This window comes from Janthinobacterium lividum (assembly GCF_011601275.1).
In the GTDB taxonomy this organism is placed as follows: Bacteria; Pseudomonadota; Gammaproteobacteria; order Burkholderiales; family Burkholderiaceae_D; genus Janthinobacterium; species Janthinobacterium lividum_E.
The window spans coordinates 324,213-350,530 of record NZ_JAAOLY010000004.1; the positions used below are offsets into that span (position 1 = coordinate 324,213).

A 26,318-nucleotide genomic window follows, 5' to 3' on the forward strand; every position below is an offset into this window, starting at 1 on the left:
AAGGGAATGTGGATCGCACCGGGCGTTTGGCCGCAGAGGGGAGGGGGCGCATGATAAAATTTGTGGTCTTCAACATGGACGCTAGCCTGACTTGGCCTTCTAGGCCAAGGGATAACGATTATAGCGACGCCGGGCACCATTCCGATACAAATTGATATCGGACGGGCGAATTGGCAACGATAATGACAACGACAGCCACAGCGAAAGAACTTGTTTTGAAAGCATCCGAATTGACCCCGAACGAATTGAATATTCCTGCCCGCCTGGTGATCGCCACGCGCGAGAGCCGTCTTGCCATGTGGCAAGCTGAACACGTGCGTGCGCGTCTGGCCGCCCTGTATCCGCAGTGTAGCGTTGAAATTCTCGGCATGACCACACGCGGCGACCAGATTCTGGACCGCGCCTTGTCCAAGGTAGGCGGCAAGGGCCTGTTCGTCAAGGAGCTGGAAGTGGCGATGGAAGAAGGCCGCGCCGACCTGGCCGTGCATTCGCTCAAGGATGTGCCGATGGAGTTGCCGCAAGGCTTTGCCCTGGCCGCCATCCTCGAGCGCGAAGACCCGCGCGACGCGTTCGTGTCGAACGATTACGCCAGCCTGGCCGATCTGCCGCATGGCGCCGTCGTCGGCACCAGCAGCCTGCGCCGCCAGTCGCTGATCGCCGCCCGTTATCCACACCTGACAATCCTGCCCTTGCGCGGCAACCTCGATACGCGTTTGGGCAAGCTCGACCGTGGCGATTACGCCGCCATCATCCTGGCCGCCGCCGGCCTGAAACGCCTGGGCCTGGCGTCGCGCATCCGCGCCGTGCTGGCGCCGGAAGACAGCCTGCCGGCCGCAGGCCAGGGCGCCATGGCGATCGAGATCCGCAGCGGCCGCGCGGACGGTGCCGACCTCGTGCGTCTGCTGGCGCCGCTGAACCACGCGGCCACGGCGCAAGCCGTCACGGCCGAGCGCAAGGTATCGAAGATTTTCGGCGGCAGCTGCCAGATCCCGCTGGCCGCGTTCGCCACCGTCGAGGGCGAACAGATGCGCTTGCGCGCCATGGTCGCCACGCCGGATGGCGCGCGCATGGCCAGTGCCGACGTCAGTGGCCCGGCGGCCGCGCCCGAACTGCTGGGCGAGCAAGTGGCCGAACTGTTGCGCGGGCAAGACGCCGCCGGCATCCTCGCCTCGTGCGCCGTCACGCCCGACAACCATGAAGGCCTGGCGCCGCATGCCTGACACCGTGGTGATCACGCGGCCCGCGGCGCAAGCGGGGCCGCTGGCCGCCCACATCGCGGCGCTGGGCTTGCCCGTGCAACTGCTGCCGCTGCTGGAAATCCACGCGCTTGACGGCGCGGACGAATGCGCGCACTTGCAGGCCGTGCTGGCGCGCCTGCGCAAGTTTGACCTGGTGGCCTTCGTTTCGCCCAACGCCATCGACTGCGTCTTTGCGCATTTGTCCGCCTGGCCGCCAGGTGTGCCGCTGGCCGTGGTGGGCGAGGGCAGCCGGATGGCCCTGGCCGCGCATGGCGTCACGGACGCCAACGCTACCATCACCAGTCCGTTTGACACGGCGCGCAGCGATTCCGAACATTTATTGCTGGCGCTGGACTTGCCGGCCTTGCGCGGCAAGCGCGTGCTGATCGTGCGCGGTGATGGTGGACGCGATTACCTGGCCGACGGCTTGCGCGCGGCCGGCGCCGAAGTCGAGTTCGTCACTGCCTACCGCCGCAAGGTGCCAACGCTGACGCCGGCCTTGCGGGCGACCCTGGAAAACCTGTTGCAGCATAATAATGACTGGATCATTACCAGCTCGGAAGCGCTGCGCGGTTTGCTGGCGCTGCTGGGCGAAATGGATGCTGAAAAGACGGCTGTTGTGAAAATGCAACAGCAGCATCTGATCGTGCCGCACGCCCGCATTGCGCAAACGGCGGCGGCCCTGGGTTTTGCCCGTGTCACCCTGACAGGATCAGGCGACGCAGGAGTGCTCGCCGCGTTACAATCACGACCATGAACGAAATGCCTACACTCTCCGAACCGAATGCAACGCCTGGCAGCGCCGTGAAGACGGCGCCGCAGGCGGCCGACCAACCTGCCGGCCGCGCGCCGACCTTGCTGGAACAGCTGCAAAAGCCCATGAGCATCGCCGTCATCGTGCTGGCCGTGCTGCTGGCTGCGCAAAGCTGGTCGTCCAGCAAGCAGATCCGCAACCTGCGCGAAGAAGTCGCCAAGCGCCTGCAAAAGGGCGATGTCAGCAACGCCGAAACGGGCGTGCTGGCGCGCAACGTGCAAGAAGGCACGAAAGAGCTGGAAATCAAGGTGGGCGCGCTGGAAAACCGCCAGAGCGAAACGCAAAGCCAGCAGCTGGCCCTGGAACAACTGTATAACGACTTGTCGAAGAATCGCGACGAGTGGGCGCTGACGGAAATCGAGCAAGTGCTGTCGACGGCCAGCCAGCAGCTGCAACTGGCCGGCAACGTGCCCGGCGCGCTGATCGCCCTGCAAAACGCGGACCGCAGCCTGTCGCGTTCCGACAAGCCGCAATTCATCACCATCCGCCGCGCCATCGGGCGCGACATGGAAAAACTCAAGGCCCTGCCCAGTGTCGATTCGACGGGCGTGGCCCTACGCCTCGACGCCGTGATCGCCCAGATCGACTCCCTGCCGATGCTGTCCGACGAAACGCCGGCCTTGCCGGCCGCGCCGGAAAAACCGGGCAAGGCTAAGGCCGTGCGCGATGCCGCCGGCAAGCTGGTGGGCCCGCCTGCGCCGGAACCGATGCTGCAAAAAGTGCGCGACGGCTTCAATACCTGGAGCGGCGACATGTGGGCCGACGTGCGCCAGTTGATACGCATCCGCCGCGTCGATACGCCGGAAGCGCTGATGCTGTCGCCGACGCAATCGTATTTCTTGCGCGAAAACGTCAAGCTGCGCCTGCTCAATGCCCGCATGGCCTTGTTGTCGCGCAATGAAACGGCTTTCCGCAACGACTTGATCGCTGCGCAGGATGCGCTGGCCAAGTATTTCGACACCCGCGCCAAGAGCACGCAGACGGCGCAAGCGCTGCTGCGCCAGGTGCAGGGCAGCAACCTGGCCATCGAAATGCCAACCTTGTCCGACAGCCTGACGGCTGTGCGCAACTACAAAGCGAAGTCCTGAGCCCATGCGTCTATTTCTCTGGTTACTCGCCCTGATGGCCGCGGCGATCGGTATCGCCGTGACGGCCCGTTTCAATCCCGGCAACGTGGTGCTGTTCTATCCGCCTTATCGCATCGATTTGTCGCTGAACTTCTTCCTGCTGCTGCAGGTCGTGCTGTTCGTGCTGCTGTACCTGCTGGTGCGCGCCGTGCGCGCCACCGTGCGCATGCCGGCGCAAGTGGCGGCCTATCGCCAGCGCAAGCGTGAACGCGACGGCAACAAGGGTTTGCGCGAAGCCTTGAAAGCCCTGTTCGAAGGCCGTTTCGGCCATGCCGAGAAGGCCGCCCTGCGCGCTGCCGAGCTGGAAGAAAACGCCGGCCTGGCCGCGCTGATCGGCGCGCGCGCCGCGCACCGCATGCGCCAGTCCGAACGCCGCGACAGCTGGCTGTCCCGCGTCGAAGGCGACGCCAGCCTGAAGACGGCCCGTTTGATGACGGTGACGGAATTGCTGGTCGACGACCACCAGCCGGAGGCGGCTCTGGCCGCCGTGCGCGAACTCAATGCCAGCGGTACGCGCCATATCCACGCGCTGCAATGGTCGCTCAAGGCCGAGCAGCAGGCGAAGAACTGGCCGGAAGTGCTGCGCCTCGTGCGTTCGCTCGACAAGCACCGCGCCCTGCATCCGGCCCTGTCGTCGCGCCTGCGCGAACTGGCCTACGACCATTTGCTGTCCGACCAATCGCATGACGCGGAATCGTTGATGCGCGTGTGGTCCACCGTGCCGAGCAGCGATCGGGTCAAGCCGTATATCGCCTGCCGCGCCGCCACGGCCCTGAATGCGCGCGGCCTGCACGATGAAGCGCGCCTCGTGTGCGAAGAGTCGCTGGCCGCCGACTGGGACGAGAGAGTCGTGCGCGCCTACCGCGAAGCGGCGGCGCCGAGCGGCACGCCGGCCCTGCTGCTGCAGATCGAGCATTGCGAGCAATGGATGAAACAGCGTCCACTGGACGCGGAACTGGCGCTGACCCTGGGCACCTTGTGCCTGAAGCAAAAACTGTGGGGCAAGGCCCAGCGTCACCTGGAACAGGCCTTGTCGGACGCGAACGAGCCGCAGATGGTGCGCGACGCCCACCTGAAGCTGGCGCAGATGCACGACGCCTTGCAGCAGACGGAACAGGCCGCCGCGCATTACCGGCAGTGCGCTTTGGCGACCATCCTGTAAGCTGTTTCTCCAGACGTAAAAAAGCCGTTCAGTGCAGACTGAACGGCTTTTTTTTGCGCTGCTAGCTTGCTACTTTACTTCTTCGAGCTTTACTTCTTCGCTGCGGCAGTGCCTTCCGGCAAGGCATATGCGACCAGGGTGTCGCTCATCTTCGTGCCCAGCGAACCGTGGCCGCCGGCCATGACGACGACGAACTGGCGTCCAGACTTGTTCGACACATAGCTCATCGGCGTAGCCTGGCCGCCAGCTGGCAGGCGGGCTTTCCAGATCACTTTACCGTTGCTGACATCGTAGCCACGGATGTAGTAGTCGAGCGTGCTGCTGAGGAAGGTCACGCCGCCACCCGTGGTGACCATGCCGCCCAAGCTAGGGACGCCCAGTGGCAAGGCAATCGGCACGGGGCCGCTGTCGCGCGTGGTGCCGTTCTTGTGCATCCACACTTTTTTCATCGTGCGCAGGTCGACGGCGGCCACATAGCCCCACGGCGGTGCCTGGCATGGGAAGCCCAGCGGCGACAGGAATGCCTTGATTTCCACGGCGAACGGGACGCCCGTCTGCGGCTGCAAGCCCATTTCGCCGCCCGTGCCGCCCTTGGCCGTCGTTTCCGCGCGCGGCACGAGTTTTTCCAGGAAGCCCATGTAGTCGGGGTTGACGATCAACAACTGGCGCACAGGATCGATGGCCGCGCCGCCCCATTCGAAGATACCCAATGGGCCCGGGGAAATGACGGCGCCCTTGCCGGCCGTTTGCGGCGTGAACGGGCCTTCGTAGCGGCGTTCCTTGAAGATGATGCGGCAAGCGAGCTGGTCGAACGGCGTCGTGCCCCACATGTCCGCTTCGCTGATATTGCGCTCAGGCAGGAAGGTCAGGGCCGAGAACGGCTGCGTGGGCGACAGGGTATCGCCCGCGGCAGGATTGCTCGTCGGTACGGGTTTTTCCGGCGCCGGCACGACCAGGGTGCCGTCGCGGCGGTCGATCACATAGATGTCGCCGCGTTTCGTTGTGGCGACCACGGACGGCACTTTGCCTTTCGGCGTATCGATGTCGACGAGGCTCGGCTGGCCGCCGATATCCATGTCCCAGATATCGTGGTGCACGGTCTGGTAGACCCAGCGCACTTTACCTGTTGCCAGGTCCAGCGCGACGATGGCGCTGTTGAATTTCTCGCCATTCTTGTTGCGGTTGCCGCCCCAGGTGTCGGGAGTTTCATTGCCCATCGGGATGTACACCATGCCCAGCTTTTCATCGATGCTGGCCACGCCCCAGGAATTGGGCGAGTTGTTGGTGTAGTTCTTGCCTTCAGGGAAGGGCTGCGTGTCTTCCGGCGTGGCCGGGTCCCAGTTCCACATCAGCTTGCCGGTGACGGGATCGTAGCCGCGGACCACGCCCGACGGCTCTTCCGTCGAATGGTTGTCCGTCACGCTGGCGGCGATCACGGCCATTTTCTGCGATACGGCCGGCGGCGAGGTCGGCATCAAAAAGCCCCGCTTGATCATGGCCATGTTTTTATACAGATTGACGACGCCGTTGTTGCCAAAGCTCTTGCACGACTCGCCCGTATCGGCATTGACGGCGATCATGGTGCCGTCCATGGTCGGCGCGAGGATGCGGCGCGGGCATTCCATGCCGGCAGCTTCGGGGGCCGGGTTGTTCTTCGCGCGGCCCGCGTTGACGTCCCAGTACGCCACGCCGCGGCAGATCATGTGCTGATAGCTGGCTGCGTCGCGGTTGATCTTCGGATCGTGGCGCCAGATTTCCTTGCCCGTATCCGGGTTCAGGGCGATGACGATATTGTGCGGCGTGCACAAATACAGCATGTCATTGACCTTCAGCGGCGTCACTTCGTTGGCGATCTCGCCCGGGTCGTTCGGTCCCTTGAAGTCGCCCGTATGATACGTCCAGGCTTCTTTCAGGCCAGAAATATTGGCTGGCGTGATCTGCGCGGCAGGGGCATAGCGGTCGCCATAGCCGGAGCGGCCATACGCGGACCAGTCATTGTGCTCGACGCCGGGCGCCAGGTCGCCGGTGGCGGTGGCGGCCATGTTTTCGGCCGGCACGTCGCCATGCAGGTCATGGTAGTCCTGGAACAGGGCGATGACGCCGGCGATGACGGTCAGGGCCACGGCGGCGGAGAGCGCCGTCTTGCCCGCTTGTCCCTGTTTCGCCGCGGCGGCTGGCGCCAGGCGGCGGCTGACGAAGGGCAGCAGCAGCCAGACGGCGGCGGCAAACCAGATGTCGAGGCGCGGCAGCAATTGCCACCAGTCGAATTTGACTTCAATGACGGACCAGATGAGGGTGGCGAGCAGCAGCAGCGCCATGAACGGTTGCGCGCTGCGCTTGCCCTGGAACACCAGCGCGCCGGCAACGAGCATGCCGATACCGGCCAACAGGTAGTACCAGGATCCGCCAAGCGTGGCCAGCCAGATGCCGCCGCCCAGCAGGGCGAGGCCAAACAGAATGAAAATAACGCCGGTGACCTTTAATAAAGGCCCGGACCGGAAAGAGGGAATCATCATATTCCTTTTTGCAAGGATTTATCGGTGGCGCGTGGAAGCGCCATATTGAATCTAGCGAAGGCTTTGTTTGCAGAGTATGCGAAGTTTTGGAAACACCAGAATGTGACAGTTTATCAGAATTGATGATTGTCTTCTGGTCGTGCCATTTTTTGGAAGGTTCGCCATTTGAATAAATAAATGTTTCAAATAAGCGCAAATATTATGCTGGAAGAGGGCGTTCCAGGGCTGGAATGAGGTATTGAAGCGGCTGCGTCTTCATGTACCCGTATCGTGGGGATAATGAAATTAAAATCGTTGTTATAAGTGGCTGCATAAAATGCAATATAAAATATAATAACCATGTTTACCGCATGGTGATATTGAAATGAAAATAGGTTGATATTGACGGTATTAACTCGGGACTGACCGTAGTAATGCTTAAGTGTTTCTACTTATTATTTTTGGTAGCCTGTTTAAACTCCCGGTGGCAGGCTCTGGGGTTCGGCGGACGGGGCGCGCCACTGTTGCTGGCAGGACGCGCAAAACGCCGGCGGGCTGCTGCTGCATCGCACAAGCGGCCTGTACTTCGCTATAATTGCGCGGTTAAAACACCACCCGCTAATGAGGAACCCCATGAGTTTGAATAACGTCTCTTCCGGCCGCGACCTGCCGAACGATTTCAACGTCGTCATCGAAATCCCGATGAATGCCGATCCGATCAAGTACGAAGTCGACAAGGAAAGCGGCGCGATCTTCGTCGATCGCTTCATGGGTACCGCCATGCATTACCCGTGCAACTACGGCTACGTGCCGAACACCCTGTCGCCGGACGGCGACCCGGTTGACGTGCTGGTCATCACCCCGTTCCCGCTGATCCCTGGCGTGGTCGTGCGCTGCCGTCCTATCGGCGTGCTGAAAATGACCGACGAGTCGGGCGAAGACGCGAAAGTGCTGGCCGTGCCAGTCGACAAGGTCCTGTCGATCTACAGCCACTGGCAAAAGCCGGAAGACTTGAACGAACTGCGCTTGCGCCAGATCCAGCATTTCTTCGAGCACTACAAAGATCTGGAAAAAGGCAAATGGGTCAAGATCGACGGCTGGTATGGCCCGGAAGTGGCCAAGGAAGAAATCCTGAACGGCGTTGCCGCCTTCAAGACCGACGCTGCCAAAGCCTAAGAACACCGAGTAAGAAAAACGCTCCCCGCCAGTCATGGCCGGGAGCGTTTTTTTATGCGCGAAACGGACTGTGTTCGTTCAATTCATCGAGATAGGCGTCGATGCCGCCCCGTTCTCGTTCGAGGAAGCGCTGCACGGCGTCCGCAAAGGCCGGGTGCGCCAGCCAGTGGGCGGACCACGTCTTTTGCGGCAGGAAGCCGCGCGCCATCTTGTGCTCGCCCTGGGCGCCCCCTTCGAAGGTGGCGATGCTATTGGCGATGCAAAATTCCAGCGGCTGGTAGTACGCCGTCTCGAAATGCAGACAGGGCACGTGTTCGAGCGCGCCCCAGTAGCGGCCATATAAAGTCTCAGCCGTGTGGATCACCAGCGACGTGGCAATGGCCCGGCCTTCACGTTCGGCGATTACCAGGAGAATGTTCTGCGGCATGCTGGCGGCTATGCGCCGGAAGAAGTCCAGCGACAGATAGGGCGAGGAGCGGTGTTCCGCATAGGTATTGCTGTAGCAGCGGTGGAACAGTTTCCAGTCCGCGTCCGTGGCCTCCGTTCCGCGTACCTGGCGCATGGTGACGCCCGCTTCCCGCACCTTGCGCCGCTCGGCGCGGATATTCTTGCGCTTCTTGTGTTCCAGGGTGGCGAGGAATTGTTCGAAATCCGAGTAGCCGGGATTGAGCCAGTGAAACTGCACGCCACTACGCATCAGATAGCCAGCTTCCTCCAGCTGGCGCGCCTCGCTTTCCGGCGGGAAAAGGATGTGGCAGGACGACACGTCGGCCCCTTGCTGCTGGGCTTGAAGAAAGGCCAGCAGGGCGGCGCGCGCCTCGCCATCGCGGGCCAGCAGGCGCGCGCCGCTCACAGGCGTGAATGGAATCGCGGACAGCAGTTTCGGGTAGTATTCCAGGCCATGCTGCCGATAGGCGTCGGCCCAGGCCCAGTCGAACACGTATTCGCCATACGAGTGCATTTTGAGGTACAGGGGCAGGGCGGCGGCCAGCACATCGCCTTGCCACAGCACCAGGTAATTCGGCTGCCAGCCCGTGTCCGCGCTGGCGCAGCCGGACTCGTGCAGCGCGTGCAAAAAGGCGTAGGAAAGGAAGGGATTGGCGTCCGCCTGGCTGGCCAGCAGTTCAGACCAGGCCGCTTCGCCAATTTCAGCCAGGGTAGTGACGATAGCCGTGCGATAATTCATTGTTGTAGTGTGCATTCATCACTCTCGGGGCGCCGCCACCGGCCTGCGCGCCCCTGTCTTGTTTAATAGAACGAAAATATCCATCATCATCATGACAGTCAAAGTCGCAATTGCTCAAATGAATAGTACGGTCGGCGATCTGGCCGGCAACCGTGCCAAGATCTTCGACCTTTCCCGCCGCGCCTTTAAAGCGGGCGCCGATATCGTGCTCACGCCGGAACTGTCGCTGGTCGGCTATCCACCCGAGGACTTATTACTGCGCAATGCATTCTACGCAAAAACGCAGGAAGCGTTTGCGGGACTGGCTGCCGACCTGGCCCAGTTCAAGGATTTGCACGTGGTGGTGGGCTTGCCCCTGCAAGACGAGAAGGGTGTGCGCCACAACGCCGCTTCCGTGTTGCTCAATGGCGAAGTGCTGGGCACCTACCGCAAGCATGATTTGCCGAACACCACCGTGTTCGATGAAAAGCGTTACTTTACGTCGTCGGACCAGGCTTTCGTGTTTGGCGTGAAGGGCGTGCGTTTCGGCATCAATATCTGCGAAGACACGTGGTTCGAGCATGCGCCGGCGCGCGCCCGCGCGGCCGGCGCGCAAGTGCTGCTGGTGCCGAACGGCTCGCCCTACCACATGAACAAGCAGCATCTGCGCTATGAAACCATGCGCAGGAATGTCAGTGCGCAAGGCATGGCCCTGGTCTACGCCAACCTGGTCGGCGGCCAGGATGAGCTGATTTTCGATGGCGATTCCTTCGTCATGGATGCGGCCGGCACGATTTGCGCCCAGTTGCGCCACTTCGAGGAAGACTTGCAGCTGGTCGACTTCGACGGCGCCACGCCCGTGCCGCAGCCGCTGGCCGCGCCATTGACGACGGAAGCGCAGGTGTATCAGGCGCTGGTGCTGGGCGTGCGCGACTATATAGTCAAGAACGGTTTCCCTGGCGTGCTGATCGGCATGTCGGGCGGCGTCGATTCCGCCCTGACCCTGGCGATTGCCGTCGATGCGCTGGGCGCCGACCAGGTGCGCGCCGTCATGATGCCGTCGCAATTTACGGCCGATATCTCGTGGATCGATTCGCGCGACATGGTAAAACGTCTCAATGTGCGCTACGATGAAATTCCGATCAAGCAAACCTTCGATGCCTTCCGCGCCACCCTGGCTGACGAGTTCGCCGGACTGGCGGAAGACGCGACGGAAGAGAACATTCAGGCGCGCATCCGCGGCACCTTGCTGATGGCCCTGTCGAACAAGCATGGCAGCATCGTGCTGACGACGGGCAACAAGAGCGAGATGGCGGTTGGTTATTGCACCCTGTACGGCGACATGGCGGGTGGCTTTGCCGTGATCAAGGATATCGCCAAGACGCTCGTGTACCGTTTGTGCGCCTGGCGCAACAGTGTGTCGGACGTGATTCCCGAGCGTATCCTGACGCGCGGACCGTCGGCCGAATTGCGCGCCGACCAGCTGGACCAGGATTCCTTGCCGCCATACGACGTGCTCGACGGCATCATGCAGCTGTACATGGAAGAAAACCGGCCGATCGCCGAGATTATCGAGGCTGGCTACCCGCCGGCTGATGTGGCCCGGGTCACGCGCCTGATCAAGATCAATGAATACAAGCGGCGCCAGTCGCCGGTGGGCATCCGCGTCACGCACCGTGGCTTCGGCCGCGACTGGCGTTATCCGATTACGTCGAAATTCTACGAATAAACAGCCATCTGTCCACAATCCAACAATTTTAAGGAGTAGCCATGAAACAGATTACCGCCATCATCAAACCATTCAAGCTCGACGAAGTACGCGAGGCCTTGGCCGACGTGAACGTGACGGGCTTGACCGTGACGGAAGTGAAGGGCTTTGGCCGCCAGAAAGGCCATACCGAGCTGTACCGTGGCGCCGAGTACGTGGTCGACTTCTTGCCGAAGGTTAAAGTGGAAGTGGTGGTGGACGACAGCGTGTCGGAACTGGTGGTCGACGCCATCATCAAGGCAGCCCGCACGGGCAAGATCGGCGATGGCAAGATTTTCGTGCGCGACGTGGAGCAGGTGATACGCATCCGTACCGGTGAGACGGGTCCGGACGCGGTGTAAGTCTGGCCAACAATGTTGTCGGATTACGGTCCTGCGGACCTAATCCGACCTACCCGTGGCAATGTGTGTCATGCCGTAGCTCGGCTTAGCGCGCCAGCGCGTAAGCCGATATGCGCCGCCAACAACGTTGCCGGTTGGCGCATCAGCGCCCCAGGCGCATGTCGAATTTCCAGCATATCAGGCGCAGAATCGTGATGCCGCTGGCGCTGGTCCACAGCGCGAAGTCGTGCTCGGCGCCGAAGTGCATCTGCAGCAGATAAGCCCAGCAGCCGAAAAACGCGCAGATGGCGTACGGTTTGCCGTCGCGAAACACCATCGGCACTTCGTTGCAGACGATGTCGCGCATCACGCCGCCAAAAATCCCCGTGATCACCCCCATCATCGATGCGATGAAGAGCGGCATGCCGGCGCGCGTCGCTTCGGCCACGCCCGCGATGGCGAACATGCCCAGGCCGATGGCGTCGGCAATGACGATCAGGCGTTCCGAGACGATCTGGCGCAAGTGCTGGATCAAGGGCGCGGCCGTCAGGGCCAGCACGAAGATGAGAATCGCGTATTCCTGGTGCGAGACCCAGAACAAAGGCCGCTTGTCGAGCAGGATGTCGCGCAAAGTGCCCCCGCCGAAGGCCGTGATGAAGGCCACGACGAACACGCCGACCAGGTCCATGCGCTTGCGGCGCGCTTCGATGAAGCCGGAAAACGCGCCCACCAGGATGGCGATGACCTCAATGATCTTGATCAGCGAGCCAGGCGGCAGTTGGGGTGGCATCATGGGTGGAGCGCTTGAGCAGGAAATAATTGTCACAGGTTAACATGACACGGCCCCGAATGGTGACAAACGGGGCCGTGTGCGAGAGCTAACTTGTTACTGAATTGTGATTTCTTGCCGCGGTGCTCAGCGGATGGGCTGCAGGGCTGAAGAAAGCAATACGACGAGGGCGCCATCGCCCCCTTCGGAGCGGCGCGCCTGGCAAAAGGCGATGACTTCATCCTTTTGCACGAGCCAGCTGTGCACCATCGATTTCAAGACCGGTTCCTGGCCTTTCGAGCCAAAACCCTTGCCGTGGATCACGCGCACGCAGCGCAGCTTGCGCCTTGTCGCCTGGTTCAGGAAGGCGCCGATGCCGTCGCGCGCCTCGTCGCGGCGCAAGCCGTGCAAGTCCAGCTCATCCTGCACGGGCCAGTGGCCCTTGCGCATCTTCTTCACCACGTCCGTCCCCACGCCGGGGCGGGCGTAGTTCAGGGCCGGATCGTTTTCCAGGTAATGGTCGACCTCGAACAAGTCCGACAGCGATTCGCGCAGCACGGCCGCATCGTCCTCTTCCGGGGACAACTTGCGCGCCGTCTGCTGGGCGCTGACCGCGCCCGCCTTGGGCAGGCTGGGCACGTAGCGGTCCGACTCGGGCAAGCGCTTGACGCCGCCGATGCTGGCCTTGAACAGATTGCTCTCCACGGCCTGCACCTTGACCTGCTTGGCGCGCTCCGCTTCAGCTTGGGCGCGCGCATCCGCCTGCTCCTTGATCTGCTTGCTGACCGCTTTCAGGTCGGCAAAGTCTTTCATCGACGCCATGCGACGCTTACTCCTGGCCTTCCAGGTAGCGCTGGGCGTCCAGTGCTGCCATGCAACCCGTGCCGGCGCTGGTGATGGCCTGGCGGTAGATATGGTCCTGCACGTCGCCGGCGGCGAACACGCCCGGTGCGCTGGTGGCGGTGGCCATGCCTTCCAGACCCGTCTTGGTCTTGATGTAGCCGTTGTGCATGTCCAGCTGGCCTTCGAAGATACCCGTGTTCGGCTTGTGGCCGATGGCGATGAAGACGCCATGCACGGAGAGCGCTTCGACCTTGCCGTCGATGGTCGACTTGATGTTCAGACCCGTCACGCCGCCTTCGTTGCCCGTTACTTCGTCCAGAGTGTGGTTATATTTCAACACAATCTTGCCTTCGGCAACCTTGGCGTTCAGGCGGTCGATCAAAATCGCTTCCGCGCGGAACTTGTCGCGGCGGTGGATCAGCGTGACTTTATTGGCGATGTTCGACAGGTACAGCGCTTCTTCGACGGCCGTGTTGCCGCCGCCGACGACGGCCACTTCCTGGTTGCGGTAGAAGAAGCCATCGCAGGTGGCGCAGGCGGACACGCCCTTGCCCATGAATTCCGCTTCCGATGGCAAGCCCAGGTATTGCGCTGACGCGCCCGTGGCGATGATCAGGGTGTCGCACGTGTATTCGTGGCTGTCGCCCTTCAGGCGGATCGGCTTTTCATTGAGGAACGTGGTGTGGATGTGGTCAAACACGATTTCTGTATTGAAACGCTCGGCGTGCTGCAGCAAGCGCTGCATCAGGTCCGGGCCTTGCACGCCCATCGGGTCGCCGGGCCAGTTTTCCACGTCGGTGGTGGTCATCAACTGGCCGCCTTGTTCCACGCCGGTGACCAGCATCGGGTTCAGGTTGGCGCGGGCGGCGTAGACGGCGGCGCTGTAGCCGGCTGGGCCGGAGCCGAGGATCAAAACGCGGGCGTGTTTGGTAGTGGTCATGGGAAGCTTCTCTATGAGTGGGGTCTATCCGAATTGGGGGCATACGCGCGAAGAACAAGGGCGTATTGCGCTTGCGCAATCAATCCACGATTATAGACCAAGCCGCCTGTAGCGACGAATCGTGGGGCCGTCCGGGGCATATATGGCTTAGAATACTTCCTTATTATGGGAAATTCCCTTTCAGAAACATTTTTCACCTTGCAGCGCTTCCCAGAATGACTAAACCAGCCCAGGCCAATCAAAATAGCTACACCCGAAAACCGGTCGAACGCCGGCCCCTGCCCAACCGGCTGGTGCGGTTGCTGTCCGAGGCGCGCTGGTTCGCGCTGGCCGCGTTTGCCTTGTATTTCGTGCTGATCCTGGCCAGCTTCAACAAGCTAGATCCCGGCTGGTCGCACGCCACCAACGTCGACAAGGTGGCCAACCTGGGCGGCAAGCTCGGCGCGACCTTCTCCGATCTGTTGCTGTATATCTTCGGCTTTTCCGCCTGGTGGTGGTGCGTGTGGCTGCTGCGCACGGTGTGGCATGGCTATCGCCGCCTGAGCAAGCGCTTCCTGCTGGAAGAGGAAGAGGTGGAGCGCGAACACCATGTCGAGATGCTGATCCGTATCGTCGGCTTCTCCATCATGCTGATCGGCAGCATGGGCCTCGAATTCCTGCGCATGGCAAAAAGCCTGCACGTGCAGCTGCCGCGCGATCCGGGTGGCGTGCTGGGCCAGCTGGTGGGACATTCGGCCCACGTGGCCTTTGGTTTTACTGGCGCCACCTTGCTGCTGTTGCTGCTGTTCGGCCTGGGTTTCAGCCTGTTCTTTCATGTGTCCTGGCTGCAAGTGGCCGAACGCATCGGCGGCGCCATCGAAGACGCCTTCAACTGGTTCGTGCTGCGCTACCAGGACCGTGAAGACCGCCGCCAGGGCGAAGTGGCCGCCGTGCGCCGCGACGAAGTGGTGGTCATCGAGCGGGCCAAACATGTAGAGAAACATGTGGCCGCGCCGCCCGTGAAGATCGAGCCGCAGGTCGTGACCGTGGTGAAATCGGAGCGCGTGGAAAAGGAACGCCAGGCCCATCTGTTCGAGAACCTGGGCGATGGCAAGCTGCCGCCGCTGTCGCTGCTCGATGAAGCGCCGCCCGTGGTGGAAACGGTGTCCGTGGAAACCCTGGAATTTACGAGCCGCCTGATCGAAAAGAAATTGTCGGACTTTGGCGTGGATGCCAAGGTAGTGGCCGCTTACCCCGGCCCCGTCGTCACGCGCTATGAAATCGAGCCGGCCACGGGCGTGAAGGGCAGCCAGATCGTCGGCCTGGCGCGCGACCTGGCCCGTTCGCTGTCCTTGACTTCCATCCGCGTGGTGGAAACCATTCCTGGCAAGAATTACATGGCGCTGGAGCTGCCGAACAGCAAGCGCCAGATCGTGCGCCTGACGGAAATCCTCGGCTCTAAGGTCTACAACGATGGCGTATCGAGCCTGACGATTGCGCTGGGCAAGGATATCGCGGGCAAGCCCGTCGTGGCCGATCTGGCGAAGATGCCCCACTTGCTGGTGGCCGGTACCACCGGCTCCGGTAAGTCGGTCGGCATCAATGCGACGATTCTGTCGCTGCTGTACAAATCCGATCCGCTCGACGTGCGTTTGATCCTGATCGATCCGAAGATGCTGGAAATGTCCGTCTACGAAGGCATTCCGCATTTGCTGGCGCCCGTCGTGACCGACATGCGCCAGGCCGGCCATGCGCTGAACTGGGCCGTCAACGAGATGGAACGCCGTTACAAGCTGATGAGCAAGATGGGCGTGCGTAACCTGGCCGGCTACAACGCCAAGATTGCCGACGCGAAAAAGCGTGAAGAGCACATCCCGAATCCGTTCAGCTTGACTCCGGACTCGCCGGAGCCGCTGGAAAAACTGCCGACCATCGTCATCATCATCGACGAACTGGCCGACCTGATGATGGTGGTGGGTAAGAAAGTCGAGGAATTGATCGCGCGTATCGCCCAAAAGGCGCGTGCCGCCGGCTTGCACTTGATTCTGGCCACGCAGCGCCCATCTGTAGACGTGATCACGGGCTTGATCAAGGCGAACATCCCGACGCGTATCGCCTTCCAGGTCTCGTCGAAGATCGACTCGCGCACCATTCTTGACCAGATGGGCGCGGAAACCCTGCTGGGCATGGGCGACATGCTGTACATGCCGCCCGGCACAGGCTTGCCGATGCGCGTGCACGGTGCGTTCGTGTCCGATGAAGAAGTCCACAGAGTCGTCAGCCATCTGAAGCTGCAGGGCGAACCGAATTACATCGAGGGCATCCTCGAAGGCGGCACCCTGGAAGGCGATGGCGCCGAGGGCGGCGCGCCGGGCGAGGGTGGCGGCGAGGCCGATGCCCTGTACGACCAGGCGGTGGCGGTGGTGCTGAAAAACCGCCGCGCCTCGATTTCGCTGGTGCAGCGTCATTTGCGCATCGGCTACAACCGCGCCGCCCGTCTGCTCGAGCAGATGGAGCAGAGCGGGGTGGTATCAACCATGCAATCCAATGGCAACCGGGAAATCCTGGTGCCGGCGGCCAGTAGTGAACAAGGGTAAACAGAATGAAGAACACGACTTTCGCAGCAAAAATGATGATCGGCGCGGCCAGCGTTGCCTGCAGCCTGCTGTTCGTGGCCAGCGCCTCGGCCAGCGCGCTGGAACAGTTCAAGAGCTTTGCTGCCGGCACCAAGTCGGCCAAGGGCGAGTTCGTGCAGCGCCAGGTCAAGAAGCCGGATGCCAGCGGCAAGGCGAAAGTGTCCACGCCGGCCAGCGGCACGTTCGAGTTTGCGCGTCCGGGCAAGTTCATCTGGACCTATCTGAAGCCGTATGAGCAACTGCTGCAGGCGGACGGCGACAAGCTGTATATCTACGACAAGGACTTGAGCCAGGTGACGGTCAAGAAACTGGGCGACGCGCTCGGTTCTTCGCCAGCGGCGATTTTGTTCGGCAGCAACGACCTGGAAAAGAACTTTACCCTGGCCGAAGCGGGCACGCGCGATGGCCTGGAATGGCTGAAAGCGACACCGAAAGCCAAGGATACGACGTTCGACGAAATCACCATCGGCCTGCGCAACGGCGTGCCGGAAGCGATGGAATTGCGCGACTCGTTCGGCCAGACGTCGGTGCTGGCGTTCAAGAACTTTCAGAAGAATCCTGCGCTGGCCGCGAACCATTTCAAATTCGTGATGCCAAAAGGCGCGGACGTCATTAATAACTGATTGTTGACGTCTTGCTGTTGACCAGCCTCGCAGCAATGCGGGGCTTTTGCATTCTTATTAGGTAACTCATTATGGCGGATCTCTTTTCCACCGCACCGCGCCAGCCGCTGGCCGAAGCCTTGCGGCCGGCTACCCTGAACGAAGTCATCGGCCAGACGCATCTGCTGGGCGTGGGCAAGCCGCTGCGTCTCGCGTTCGAGGCGGGCAAGGCCCATTCGATGATCTTGTGGGGACCGCCCGGCGTGGGCAAGACCACGCTGGCGCGCCTGATGGCGAACGCGTTCGACAGCGAATTCATCGCCCTGTCGGCAGTGTTTGCGGGCGTAAAAGATATCCGCGCAGCCATGGACCAGGCCCGCCACAGCCTGGACCAGTTCGGCAAGCACACTTTGCTGTTTGTCGACGAGATCCACCGGTTTAACAAGTCGCAGCAGGACGCCTTGCTGCCCTTCGTCGAATCGGGCCTGGTGACGTTTATCGGCGCGACGACGGAAAACCCCAGCTTTGAAGTGAACTCGGCGCTGCTGTCGCGGGCGCAAGTGTATGTGTTGAAATCGCTCAACGAAGACGAGATGAAGCAGTTGCTGGCCAAGGCGCAAAGCACGGCCCTGACGCACTTGAGCTTCGACGAGGCGGCCGCCGACACCCTGATCGGCTACGCGGATGGCGATGCGCGCCGCTTTTTGAATTTGCTGGAACAGGCCGAGACGGCCGCCAGCTCGACGGGCACGACCAAGATCGACGCGACCTTCGTCGACAATGCGCTGACCTTGAACTCGCGCCGCTTCGACAAGGGTGGCGACAATTTCTATGACCAGATTTCCGCCCTGCACAAGTCCGTGCGCGGTTCGAACCCCGATGCTGCCCTGTACTGGTTTTGCCGCATGATCGATGGCGGCGCCGACCCGCGCTATCTGTCGCGGCGCATCGTGCGCATGGCCTGGGAGGATATCGGCCTGGCCGACCCGCGCGCGCTGACCATGGTCAATGACGCGGCGGAAACGTATGAACGCTTGGGTTCCCCGGAAGGCGAGCTGGCGCTGGGACAGGCCGTGATTTACCTGGCGATCGCCGCGAAAAGCAATGCCGGCTATAACGCGTTCAATACGGCCATGGCGTTCGTGAAGAAGGACAAGTCGAAGGAAGTGCCCGTGCATTTGCGCAATGCGCCGACGAAGCTGATGAAGGAACTCGGTTACGGCCACGCCTACCGCTACGCGCACGACGAGCCCGATGCATACGCAGCTGGCGAAACCTATTTTCCGGACGGCATGGCCGAACCGGGTTGGTACCAGCCCGTGCCGCGCGGCCTGGAAAGTAAAATAGCCGATAAATTGGCGTGGCTGCGCGAGCTGGACAGAAAAGCAGGAAAACCAGCCGGCAAGGGCTGAGGTTACAAACCCAGCAAGGTAAAACCGTCATCCTGCGGTGCGTAGCCCAACAGCTGGCGCGTCGCGGCAATCGACAGGCGCTTGTAGCGGTTGTCCGACACCCCATGCACGACGTGGTAGCCTGCCGGCACGTCCGCCGTCACGCAGCGGGCCAGCAATTGCACCACGTCGCGCTCGCTGATGAAGGCGGCGATGTCGCGCGCGCTGTGTTGCTGGCCTTGTTCAAACTGCGCCACATTGGCGATGCGCACGGCGATCGTCGTCATGCCGTGCTGGTGCGCGAAGGCCGAGGCCACGCCTTCGCCAAATGCCTTGCTGGCGCCATACATGTTCGCCGGACGGGCCGGCATGCTTTCCTGCACTTGCACGTCGAGCGGATAGCCTTCGATGGCTTGCGCGCTACTGGCAAGCACGACTCTTTTCACTCCCTGTTCCTGTGCCGCGCGGAAGATGTTGTGCGTGCCGACGATATTCGGCTGCAGCAATTGCGCATCGAAATCGGCACTGGCGTGCGGCACGCCGGCCAGGTGCAGCACCACATCGATATCGGCACAGGCGGCCAGGCAGGCGGCATAGTCGCTGACGTCGAGCTGGATGGATGGACACGGCGCTTCGGCCAGCTTGCCTGTGTGCAGGTCGGCCAGGCGCAGGGAGAATTCCCCGTGCCGGCTCTTCCAGAAAGCGGTGCCGATGATGCCGGCGGCGCCCGTGACGAGGACGCGCAGTGGTGCTTGATGTAGTGTTGCTTGGCTCATGTATTCCTTGTAATCATTGTGTGAGACAGTGCCAGGTTCAGCCAGTGCAGCAGGGCAGGGCGGGGTGCGGCTGTGCCATGCACACGGATATGTCCGCTACCGACGGCTTCGACCAGCACCAGGCCGTCATTCGGTATCGTATAGCGTTCGCCGCTGCGCAGCACGCAATCCTCGAACTGGGCGTAGGCCGTGATCCACGCCGTGCCGGACAGGCATTCGATGACCCTGGCGTGCGCTTTTTCCAGGCGCAGAGGCCGTTCGCTGCGTAATTCGTGGTCGGTATGCATGGCATCGCTCCTGTTGTGCTGACAGGAACAGCTTAGGCGCTTGCCGTGAACCATGACAGATGCAGGAAAACGAAATTGTCATGAATACAGTGCCCCTTGTCGTACACTGTGCTTATCAAAAAACTCGGCAACTGTATCTGTGCCGGCCCCGCGCGGCAGCCGCATACTGAAGGGATGAACATGAGCGCGCATTTGAATCTGTACGAGCACCTGGCCAACGAGCTGGGCGCGCTAATCGACTCGCGCGTGTTTGCGCCCGGCGACCGCCTGCCGTCGATCCGCCACCTGGCGCAGCAAAAGCGCATCTCGATTAGTACCGTGATGCAAGCGTTGCGCCTGATGGAAGACCGGGGGCAAGTCGATGCGCGACCCCAGTCCGGCTATTTCGTGCGCCACCGCGCGCCGCGCCGCCCGTGCAGCGCGGACGCGCAGCATTTGAAGGAGCCGGCCTTTGTCGGCATCAACAATCTGTTGATGCGCGTACTGAAGGACAATGAAACGGAGAATATCGTGCAGCTGGGCACGGCCTGGCCTCCCGACGAGATCTTGCCGATCAAGCGCATGCAGCGCACCATCAGTGCCGTGGCGCGGCGCGATCCCATCTTGTTGAGCAAGGTCAGCTGCTACGACATCAGCGAAGGCAATTTTTTGCGCCAGGTGACGCGCCGCGCACTGGACTGGGGCAAGCTGGACCCGCACGAGATCGTCGTGACGAATTCCTGCACTGAAGCGATCAGCCTGTGCCTGCGCGCCGTCGCCAAGCCGGGCGACACGATTGCCATCGAGTCGGCCACGTATTTCGTGCTGCTGCAAATGATCGAAAGCCTGGGCATGAAGGCGCTGGAAATTCCCACCGACCCGAAGACGGGGCCGTCGCTTGATGCACTGGAGCTGGCCTTGCGCGCCGGCCTCGTGCAAGCGTGTTTGTTCGTGCCGAACGCAAATAATCCGTTGGGTTGCGTCATGCCGGAGGAAAACAAGAAGCGGCTGGCGGGGCTGCTGTCCGAATTCAATATCCCGCTGGTGGAAGATGATGTCTATGGCGACCTGTGCTTTGCGCCGCAGCGGCCCTGGCCCGTGAAAGCCTACGACACGAGCGGCAATGTGCTGCTGTGCTCCTCGTTTTCCAAGGCCATCACGCCCGCCTCGCGCGTCGGCTACGTGCTGGCCGGGCGTTTCGCGCAGGAAGTGGCCTTGCTGAAAACCGTGTCGAGCGGCGCCACCAGCCATTTCTTCCAGGCCGTGCTGGCCGACTTTTTGGAAGGCAGCAGCTACGACCAGCAATTGCGCAAGATGCGGCGCACCCTGGTGCAGCGCATCGCCCGCATGTCCGACGCCGTGGCGGCCAGCTTTCCGGCGGACTGCATGCTGTCCGAGCCGCAGGGCGGTTTCGTGCTGTGGGTGCAGATGCCGCCGCAAATCGATGCGCTGGCCCTGCATGGCCCTGCCATCGCGGACGGCGTGGCGTATATGCCGGGCCAGCTGTTCTCTGCCTCGGGCAAGTTCGGCAATTATCTGCGTCTCAATTGCGGCAATGCGTGGACGCCGCGCATCGAGCAGGCTATCAGCCGCCTTGGTCGCCTGGTCAAGGACGCCTTGTAACTATTCTTTGCGCTTCAGTCCCCGTTTTTCACCATTCGCTCCCTGTTTTTCGCCGCTGGTCGCAAGCCGGTGGCGTTGTTTGTGCCCGTTGGCTAAAGTAGCACCATACCAGCAGCAGTCAACCACACAAACCAACCAGGAGTAACATCATGAACGCACTGAAAAACATGGAAATCACCTTTGTCGCCGCCGCCATCATCGCCATCGGCGCCAGCTTCGCCACTGCCGGCGCGAATACCGTGGAAGTGAGCGCCGGCAGCACCGTGATCGCCCAAGCTGCCGACAGCACGATGCCTGTCGTTACCGTCAGCGCCCGTCGTTTGACGGCTGCCGAAAAAGCCGCCTTTATCTGATTCAAGAAATCTGAAGCGGGCGCGAGTGCCCAGCCATGCCGCCATGACGATGGCCAGCCATGTGCAAAACTCATAAAGAACTGAACGGGTCTTGGTACAATGAGTGCTTTCGATACATCGGCACCGCCATCCACCCATGATAGATATCCAACTTCTCCGTAAAGACATCGCCACCGTCGCAGAACGCCTGGCGACGCGCAAATTCCAGCTCGACGTGGCAGGCTTCAATGCCCTCGAAGCCGAACGCAAGGCGATCCAGACGCGCACCGAAGAACTGCAGGGCAAGCGCAATGCGCTGTCCAAGCAAATCGGCATGTTGAAAGGCAAGGGGGAAGACACCTCGGCCGTGATGGCGCAAGTGGCCGGCCTGGGCGATGAGCTGAAAGCCGATGAAACGGCCTTGAGCGTGGTGCAAGCCAAGCTGAGCGACTTCATCATGGCCGTGCCGAATTTGCCGCATGAATCGTCGCCGCTGGGCACGGACGAGTCGGGCAACGTGGAAGTGCGCAAGGTCGGCACGCCACGCACTTTTGACTTTGAAGTCAAGGATCACGTCGATGTGGGCGGGCCGCTGGGTCTCGACTTCGAAGTGGCTACCAAGCTGACCGGTTCGCGCTTCTCCGTCATGAAGGGCGGCATCGCCCGCCTGCACCGCGCGCTGGCGCAATTCATGCTCAACACCCACGTGGACGAGCACGGCTACACGGAATGCTATACCCCTTACATGGTCAACGCCGATTCGCTGCGCGGCACGGGCCAGCTGCCGAAATTCGAAGCCGATCTGTTCTCGGTGAAAAAAGGCGGCGCGGAAGGCGAGGGCGAGACCTTCTACCTGATCCCGACGTCGGAAGTGTCGCTGACCAACATCGCCCGCGATGAAATCCTCGCGCTCGACCAACTGCCGCTGAAAATGACGGCGCACACGCCATGCTTCCGCTCGGAAGCGGGCAGCTATGGCCGCGACACGCGCGGCATGATCCGCCAGCACCAGTTCGATAAAGTCGAAATGGTGCAAGTGGTGCATCCGGACACCTCGTACCAAGTGCTGGACGAGATGGTCGGCCATGCGGAAACGATTCTGCAACGCCTGGGCCTGCCATACCGCGTGATGTCGCTGTGCACGGGCGACATGGGGTTCGGCGCCACCAAGACCTTCGACCTGGAAGTGTGGCTGCCGGCGCAAAACACTTACCGCGAGATTTCGTCGCTGTCGAACTGCGAAGCCTTCCAGTCCCGCCGCATGCAGGCGCGTTTCCGCAACGCCGCCGGCAAGCCGGAACTGGCGCACACCCTGAACGGCTCCGGCCTGGCAGTGGGTCGCACCCTGGTGGCCGTGCTGGAAAACTACCAGCAGGCGGACGGCAGCGTCGAGATCCCGGCCGTGCTGCGCCCGTACATGGGCGGCCTGACGCATCTGAAGGCCTAAAATAGTCCTTTTCTTTTCGCTACGGGCTGCTATAATCTTGCCTTCTCGCAGCAATGCGAGAAAGACCGCAGCAAATGGAGAGGTGGCAGAGTGGTCGAATGTACTTGACTCGAAATCAAGCGTACGTTAAATCGTACCGTGGGTTCGAATCCCACCCTCTCCGCCAGAACAAATAGAAAAAGCTCCCGAAAGGGAGCTTTTTTTATTTGTGGCGGCGGAAAGGAGTACGCCCCCTGCGGGGCGTACGCGTGGGATTCGAAGACGAGCGCGTACTCGCGCGAGGCTCCCCGAATCGTCCAATTGATTTTTGCTTTTGCTTTTGCATACGGATGCGACGAACTCCCTCCCCGAATCGCCTAATTGTTTTTCGGGTTGGCGGCCAGCCCTCAGTTGCAAATCGCCAATAAAACCCCTACCCAACCCAACAACACCCATGCTAAAATAGCGCCTCGTTCAAACCGGCACGCCAGTTTGAATGAATAGACCGCAGTAAACGGAGAGGTGGCAGAGTGGTCGAATGTACTTGACTCGAAATCAAGCGTACGTTAAATCGTACCGTGGGTTCGAATCCCACCCTCTCCGCCAGAATACATAAGAGAAGCTCCCGCAAGGGAGCTTTTTTTATTTGTGATGCCAAAAAGCCTGCGACGCATCAATGCAGGTAGAAAAACCGCCCAAAGCGCGCAGCGCAAGGCGATTTTTCCTCCATTAGGTTTTGAAATCCAGCGACCCACTAACGTAACGCAAGCTAGTGCACCAGCCTCGCCACCGCAAACGCGACGCCCGACAAGGCAATCATCGTCCCCACACACGACAGGATGACAGCCGACTTCGCCTCAGCCACATCTGACTTGGTCGCATAATTGGAGCGCACCACGGCAAGGTCCAGCTTCAAGCCACTGACATCCGTCTTGAGAGCGCCGACATCCGTCTTGAGAACAGTGACATCCGTTTTCAGACCGGCCACATCCACTTTGAGATCCGCAACATCCACCTTGAGACCAGCAACATCCACCTTGAGATCAGCAACATCCGTTTTCAGCCCCGCAACATCGACCTTGATGCCAGCCACATCAACCTTCAAATCAGCAACATCCAGTTTCACACCAGCCATATCTTTTGCCAGCGTGTTGACTTGCTCGTCCATGGCGCACTCCTCTGTGCTTGTCACTGCATGCTCCTCGCATTTTTCACCACTGTCAAACAGTGTCCCGAGGGTATCGTGCATGGCCTTGCTATTCCTCGCCAAGCGTTGCGCCAGTGCCGTCGCGCGCTGCAGGTCTGCCATTCCTACACCCTGTAGCTGGTCTGTGGCAGTCTGCAATTTGGCAGCGATCTGTTCGCTGAGGCTGGTCGCAACCTGCAGCCATGCATTGATCTTGCGCTGGCGTGCCTGTCGCTCCAGCGCGTCAGGCCGCAGCCACGTATCGCTCAGCTTGTGCATGCTGTTCATGCTGCGTCCTTTTCAGCTTCGGCCGATGCCGATGCAGTCCACGCTACCCTCGCCGTCGCCCCCCCCACCTTGACCCCGCTCAGCCTATGGTAATCTACCTCCTCCCATCCCGACCCCACCAATAAAAAGCAATGAGCCGATTCTGGAGCAACATCGTCAGCGAGCTGACCCCCTACATCCCGGGCGAGCAGCCCAAACTGCCCGACCTGGTCAAACTCAATACCAACGAAAATCCCTACGGCCCGTCGCCTCACGTCCTGGCTGCGCTGCGTGAAGCAACTGAAGACAGCCTGCGCCTGTACCCCGATCCCACGGCCAGCGAACTGAAGCAAACCCTGGCCGATTACCACGGCTTGAACAGCGCGCAAGTGTTCGTCGGCAACGGCTCCGACGAAGTGCTGGCGCTGGCCTTCATGGCCTTGCTCAAGCACGAGGCGCCGCTGCTGTTTCCGGACATCAGCTACAGCTTCTATCCCGTGTATTGCAAGCTGTACGGCATCGATTACCGCACGGTAGCGCTCGACGATGCCATGCGCATCCGTCCGGAAGACTACCAGGGGCCGTGCGGCGCCATCATCTTCCCGAACCCGAATGCGCCGACGGGCGTGGACTTGCCGCTGGCCGGCGTGGAAACCCTGCTGCGTGAGCATCCCGACGCCGTGGTGGTAGTCGATGAAGCGTATGTGGATTTCGGCGGCGACAGCGCCGTGGCCCTGGTCGACCGTTATCCGAACTTGCTGGTGGTGCAGACGTTCTCGAAATCGCGCTCGCTGGCCGGCTTGCGCGTCGGCTGTGCCTTCGGGCATCCGGACCTGATCGAGGCGCTGGAACGTGTGAAGAACAGTTTCAATTCCTATCCGCTGGATCGGCTGGCCCTGGCTGGCGCCGTCGCTTCGCTGCACGACGAAGCATATTTCCAGCAGACGCGCCAGGCCGTCACCGCCAGCCGTGAACAGTTGACGGCGGATCTTGCTGTGCTGGGTTTCGAGGTGTTGCCGTCGGTGGCCAACTTTGTCTTTGTCCGCCACCCGCTGCATGACGCGGCGCAACTGGCGGCTGGCTTGCGCGCCCGCTCCGTGATCGTGCGCCACTTCAATGCGCCGCGCATCAGCCAGTATTTGCGCATCAGCATCGGTAACGTGGGGGAATGTGCGGCCCTGATGGCGGCCTTGCGGGAATTGCTGGCGGGATGAAAAACCTGGTACGGCTGCCGGCAGCCGTACCAGGCGCCGGTTTGCTTACTGCTGGCTGGCCCGGCGGCGGCGCGCCATGAAGCCCAGCAATCCCAGGCCGCCCAGCAGCATGCCGTAGGTGGCTGGCTCCGGTACGGCCGACACGGACAGGTTATTGATGGTTGGCCAGATACCGACCTGTCCGGCCGTGCTGACGGCCAGGTCCGAGAAGGCGCCCGTCGACAGGAAGCCGACAAACGATGCCTGTGTCGGCAGCGCCAGTTCGTAGGTGAGCAGTTCGCCCAGCGCATTGCGCGCTGTCAAAGTGATGCTCTGGCCGTTGGCATAGCCACCGGCAACGTTCGAGCCGAAGAAGAATCCCCCCACGCCGCGTACGGCACTGGAAAAGTTGGAGAACACCACGCTGTCGTTGCGGTTGTCCGTGCTCAGCCAGTTGTCGCTGCCGGTGCCCGCACCATACAGGATGGGCGAGGCGCCAACGCTGCTGACCGTGTAGGCATAGCTGCCGGCATTGCGGTTCAGCGGACTGTCGAGTGCGTCGATGGGCAAGTCATCAAAAGTGTCGACACCGGTATTGCCGACCGCTGCCAGATAGGCAGACTGGCTGGTAAATACCGTGATATCTGCGTGTGCGGCGCTGGCGGCGAGCAGCAGGGCGGCGGCGCTGATGATTTTCATGCGGGTGAGTGAGGTTTGCAAGATCGACTCCTTAACGAGGGTTGGGAAAAGGATGGGGCAAAACGTTTCCTTATTTGTAATGCCAGTTCAATGTAATATTAAATAGAAAAAAATACAACATAAAT

Annotated in this window: 23 protein-coding genes and 2 tRNA genes; 16 read left to right on the forward strand and 9 right to left on the reverse strand. The window is 61.3% G+C overall.

Annotated elements, in window-relative coordinates:
• Positions 1-215 precede the first annotated feature (215 nt).
• From hemC to GYK42_RS08810, 4 genes are read left to right on the forward strand one after another with little or no spacing between them, the layout of a single operon-like run.
• Positions 216-1,220, forward strand: coding sequence for a hydroxymethylbilane synthase (hemC, locus tag GYK42_RS08795; RefSeq protein WP_166447161.1), 1,005 nt, complete (start codon positions 216-218; stop codon positions 1,218-1,220).
• Positions 1,213-1,995: a uroporphyrinogen-III synthase gene (locus GYK42_RS08800; protein WP_166447162.1), complete on the forward strand. Its 783-nt coding sequence runs from the start codon at positions 1,213-1,215 to the stop codon at positions 1,993-1,995. Before hemC ends, GYK42_RS08800 begins: the two co-directional genes overlap by 8 nt.
• The gene (locus GYK42_RS08805; RefSeq protein ID WP_166447163.1) at positions 1,992-3,140 is read left to right on the forward strand and encodes a uroporphyrinogen-III C-methyltransferase; all 1,149 of its coding nucleotides are present in this window, start codon (positions 1,992-1,994) and stop codon (positions 3,138-3,140) included. Before GYK42_RS08800 ends, GYK42_RS08805 begins: the two co-directional genes overlap by 4 nt.
• Positions 3,141-3,144: 4 nt before the next feature.
• Entirely contained in the window at positions 3,145-4,341 is a 1,197-nt protein-coding gene (locus tag GYK42_RS08810) for a heme biosynthesis protein HemY (protein WP_046682490.1), read from the forward strand.
• An 89-nt stretch (positions 4,342-4,430) separates the two neighbouring features.
• Here the strand turns inward: GYK42_RS08810 and GYK42_RS08815 are convergent, their stop codons facing one another.
• Positions 4,431-6,857, reverse strand: coding sequence for a membrane-bound PQQ-dependent dehydrogenase, glucose/quinate/shikimate family (locus GYK42_RS08815; protein ID WP_166447164.1), 2,427 nt, complete (start codon positions 6,855-6,857; stop codon positions 4,431-4,433).
• 612 nt (positions 6,858-7,469) lie between these two features.
• Here GYK42_RS08815 and ppa point away from each other — a divergent pair.
• The gene (gene ppa, locus GYK42_RS08820) at positions 7,470-8,012 is read left to right on the forward strand and encodes an inorganic diphosphatase (protein WP_034786159.1); all 543 of its coding nucleotides are present in this window, start codon (positions 7,470-7,472) and stop codon (positions 8,010-8,012) included.
• Between the two features lie 52 nt (positions 8,013-8,064).
• Here the strand turns inward: ppa and GYK42_RS08825 are convergent, their stop codons facing one another.
• A complete protein-coding gene (locus GYK42_RS08825; RefSeq protein ID WP_166447214.1) occupies positions 8,065-9,198 on the reverse strand; it encodes a GNAT family N-acetyltransferase in 1,134 nt (377 codons plus the stop codon).
• A gap of 91 nt (positions 9,199-9,289) precedes the next feature.
• Between GYK42_RS08825 and GYK42_RS08830 the strand changes: the two genes are divergently transcribed.
• Both GYK42_RS08830 and GYK42_RS08835 read left to right on the forward strand, forming a co-directional pair.
• Positions 9,290-10,906 (forward strand): NAD+ synthase, encoded by a 1,617-nt coding sequence (locus tag GYK42_RS08830; protein ID WP_166447165.1) that lies wholly within the window; start codon positions 9,290-9,292, stop codon positions 10,904-10,906.
• Between the two features lie 41 nt (positions 10,907-10,947).
• Positions 10,948-11,286, forward strand: a complete 339-nt coding sequence (locus GYK42_RS08835) for a P-II family nitrogen regulator (RefSeq protein ID WP_034758685.1) — start codon at positions 10,948-10,950, stop codon at positions 11,284-11,286.
• A gap of 142 nt (positions 11,287-11,428) precedes the next feature.
• On the opposite strand, the gene GYK42_RS08840 is transcribed toward GYK42_RS08835, so the two are convergent.
• The 3 genes from GYK42_RS08840 to trxB form a co-directional block, all read right to left on the reverse strand.
• Complete coding sequence (locus tag GYK42_RS08840) at positions 11,429-12,058, reverse strand: trimeric intracellular cation channel family protein (protein ID WP_034758680.1); 630 nt, start codon at positions 12,056-12,058, stop codon at positions 11,429-11,431.
• Between the two features lie 123 nt (positions 12,059-12,181).
• Complete coding sequence (locus GYK42_RS08845; RefSeq protein WP_166447166.1) at positions 12,182-12,856, reverse strand: Smr/MutS family protein; 675 nt, start codon at positions 12,854-12,856, stop codon at positions 12,182-12,184.
• 7 nt (positions 12,857-12,863) lie between these two features.
• The gene (trxB, locus tag GYK42_RS08850; RefSeq protein WP_034758671.1) at positions 12,864-13,817 is read right to left on the reverse strand and encodes a thioredoxin-disulfide reductase; all 954 of its coding nucleotides are present in this window, start codon (positions 13,815-13,817) and stop codon (positions 12,864-12,866) included.
• A 215-nt stretch (positions 13,818-14,032) separates the two neighbouring features.
• Here trxB and GYK42_RS08855 point away from each other — a divergent pair, with 215 nt between their 5' ends.
• The 3 genes from GYK42_RS08855 (at position 14,033) to GYK42_RS08865 (ending at position 18,446) form a co-directional block, all read left to right on the forward strand.
• Complete coding sequence (locus GYK42_RS08855; protein ID WP_046682495.1) at positions 14,033-16,393, forward strand: DNA translocase FtsK; 2,361 nt, start codon at positions 14,033-14,035, stop codon at positions 16,391-16,393.
• Between the two features lie 5 nt (positions 16,394-16,398).
• Entirely contained in the window at positions 16,399-17,055 is a 657-nt protein-coding gene (lolA, locus tag GYK42_RS08860) for an outer membrane lipoprotein chaperone LolA (RefSeq protein ID WP_166447167.1), read from the forward strand.
• Positions 17,056-17,126: 71 nt separating this feature from the next.
• Positions 17,127-18,446, forward strand: a complete 1,320-nt coding sequence (locus tag GYK42_RS08865; protein WP_166447168.1) for a replication-associated recombination protein A — start codon at positions 17,127-17,129, stop codon at positions 18,444-18,446.
• Between the two features lie 2 nt (positions 18,447-18,448).
• Here GYK42_RS08865 and GYK42_RS08870 read toward each other — a convergent pair whose 3' ends face one another.
• Entirely contained in the window at positions 18,449-19,201 is a 753-nt protein-coding gene (locus GYK42_RS08870) for an NAD-dependent epimerase/dehydratase family protein (protein ID WP_166447169.1), read from the reverse strand.
• Positions 19,198-19,488, reverse strand: a complete 291-nt coding sequence (locus GYK42_RS08875) for a DUF2917 domain-containing protein (RefSeq protein WP_166447170.1) — start codon at positions 19,486-19,488, stop codon at positions 19,198-19,200. The genes GYK42_RS08870 and GYK42_RS08875 overlap by 4 nt, the downstream gene beginning before the upstream one ends.
• Positions 19,489-19,668: 180 nt before the next feature.
• Between GYK42_RS08875 and GYK42_RS08880 the strand changes: the two genes are divergently transcribed.
• From GYK42_RS08880 to GYK42_RS08900, 5 genes are all read left to right on the forward strand, one after another.
• Entirely contained in the window at positions 19,669-21,090 is a 1,422-nt protein-coding gene (locus GYK42_RS08880) for a PLP-dependent aminotransferase family protein (RefSeq protein WP_166447171.1), read from the forward strand.
• 149 nt (positions 21,091-21,239) lie between these two features.
• The gene (locus GYK42_RS08885) at positions 21,240-21,443 is read left to right on the forward strand and encodes a hypothetical protein (protein ID WP_166447172.1); all 204 of its coding nucleotides are present in this window, start codon (positions 21,240-21,242) and stop codon (positions 21,441-21,443) included.
• 136 nt (positions 21,444-21,579) lie between these two features.
• Positions 21,580-22,869 (forward strand): serine--tRNA ligase, encoded by a 1,290-nt coding sequence (gene serS, locus GYK42_RS08890; RefSeq protein ID WP_166447173.1) that lies wholly within the window; start codon positions 21,580-21,582, stop codon positions 22,867-22,869.
• Positions 22,870-22,945: 76 nt separating this feature from the next.
• Positions 22,946-23,035: transfer RNA gene (locus tag GYK42_RS08895), tRNA-Ser, on the forward strand.
• 329 nt (positions 23,036-23,364) lie between these two features.
• Positions 23,365-23,454 (forward strand) — tRNA-Ser (locus GYK42_RS08900).
• A gap of 163 nt (positions 23,455-23,617) precedes the next feature.
• On the opposite strand, the gene GYK42_RS08905 is transcribed toward GYK42_RS08900, so the two are convergent.
• Positions 23,618-24,322 (reverse strand): hypothetical protein, encoded by a 705-nt coding sequence (locus tag GYK42_RS08905; protein ID WP_166447174.1) that lies wholly within the window; start codon positions 24,320-24,322, stop codon positions 23,618-23,620.
• Between the two features lie 131 nt (positions 24,323-24,453).
• On the opposite strand from GYK42_RS08905, the gene hisC reads away from it, so the two are divergent.
• On the forward strand, positions 24,454-25,515 hold the full coding sequence (hisC, locus tag GYK42_RS08910) for a histidinol-phosphate transaminase (protein ID WP_166447175.1): 1,062 nt from the start codon (positions 24,454-24,456) through the stop codon (positions 25,513-25,515).
• Between the two features lie 45 nt (positions 25,516-25,560).
• Here the strand turns inward: hisC and GYK42_RS08915 are convergent, their stop codons facing one another.
• Complete coding sequence (locus tag GYK42_RS08915) at positions 25,561-26,214, reverse strand: PEP-CTERM sorting domain-containing protein (RefSeq protein WP_240943519.1); 654 nt, start codon at positions 26,212-26,214, stop codon at positions 25,561-25,563.
• Positions 26,215-26,318: the final 104 nt, after the last annotated feature.

Bases quoted from the DNA above. Each gene is read 5' to 3' on its own strand.
- GYK42_RS08800 (WP_166447162.1), top strand. From the start codon at position 1,213: ATGCCTGACACCGTGGTGATCACGCGGCCCGCGGCGCAAGCGGGGCCG.
- GYK42_RS08815 (WP_166447164.1), bottom strand. From the start codon at position 6,857: ATGATGATTCCCTCTTTCCGGTCCGGGCCTTTATTAAAGGTCACCGGC.
- GYK42_RS08840 (WP_034758680.1), bottom strand. From the start codon at position 12,058: ATGATGCCACCCCAACTGCCGCCTGGCTCGCTGATCAAGATCATTGAG.
- GYK42_RS08885 (WP_166447172.1), top strand. From the start codon at position 21,240: ATGAACGCACTGAAAAACATGGAAATCACCTTTGTCGCCGCCGCCATC.
- GYK42_RS08870 (WP_166447169.1), bottom strand. From the start codon at position 19,201: ATGAGCCAAGCAACACTACATCAAGCACCACTGCGCGTCCTCGTCACG.
- GYK42_RS08905 (WP_166447174.1), bottom strand. From the start codon at position 24,322: ATGAACAGCATGCACAAGCTGAGCGATACGTGGCTGCGGCCTGACGCG.
- GYK42_RS08855 (WP_046682495.1), top strand. From the start codon at position 14,033: ATGACTAAACCAGCCCAGGCCAATCAAAATAGCTACACCCGAAAACCG.
- GYK42_RS08830 (WP_166447165.1), top strand. From the start codon at position 9,290: ATGACAGTCAAAGTCGCAATTGCTCAAATGAATAGTACGGTCGGCGAT.
- GYK42_RS08835 (WP_034758685.1), top strand. From the start codon at position 10,948: ATGAAACAGATTACCGCCATCATCAAACCATTCAAGCTCGACGAAGTA.
- serS (WP_166447173.1), top strand. From the start codon at position 21,580: ATGATAGATATCCAACTTCTCCGTAAAGACATCGCCACCGTCGCAGAA.
- hisC (WP_166447175.1), top strand. From the start codon at position 24,454: ATGAGCCGATTCTGGAGCAACATCGTCAGCGAGCTGACCCCCTACATC.
- lolA (WP_166447167.1), top strand. From the start codon at position 16,399: ATGAAGAACACGACTTTCGCAGCAAAAATGATGATCGGCGCGGCCAGC.
- GYK42_RS08875 (WP_166447170.1), bottom strand. From the start codon at position 19,488: ATGCATACCGACCACGAATTACGCAGCGAACGGCCTCTGCGCCTGGAA.
- GYK42_RS08880 (WP_166447171.1), top strand. From the start codon at position 19,669: ATGAGCGCGCATTTGAATCTGTACGAGCACCTGGCCAACGAGCTGGGC.
- GYK42_RS08805 (WP_166447163.1), top strand. From the start codon at position 1,992: ATGAACGAAATGCCTACACTCTCCGAACCGAATGCAACGCCTGGCAGC.
- ppa (WP_034786159.1), top strand. From the start codon at position 7,470: ATGAGTTTGAATAACGTCTCTTCCGGCCGCGACCTGCCGAACGATTTC.
- GYK42_RS08825 (WP_166447214.1), bottom strand. From the start codon at position 9,198: ATGAATTATCGCACGGCTATCGTCACTACCCTGGCTGAAATTGGCGAA.
- GYK42_RS08810 (WP_046682490.1), top strand. From the start codon at position 3,145: ATGCGTCTATTTCTCTGGTTACTCGCCCTGATGGCCGCGGCGATCGGT.
- GYK42_RS08845 (WP_166447166.1), bottom strand. From the start codon at position 12,856: ATGGCGTCGATGAAAGACTTTGCCGACCTGAAAGCGGTCAGCAAGCAG.
- GYK42_RS08865 (WP_166447168.1), top strand. From the start codon at position 17,127: ATGGCGGATCTCTTTTCCACCGCACCGCGCCAGCCGCTGGCCGAAGCC.
- trxB (WP_034758671.1), bottom strand. From the start codon at position 13,817: ATGACCACTACCAAACACGCCCGCGTTTTGATCCTCGGCTCCGGCCCA.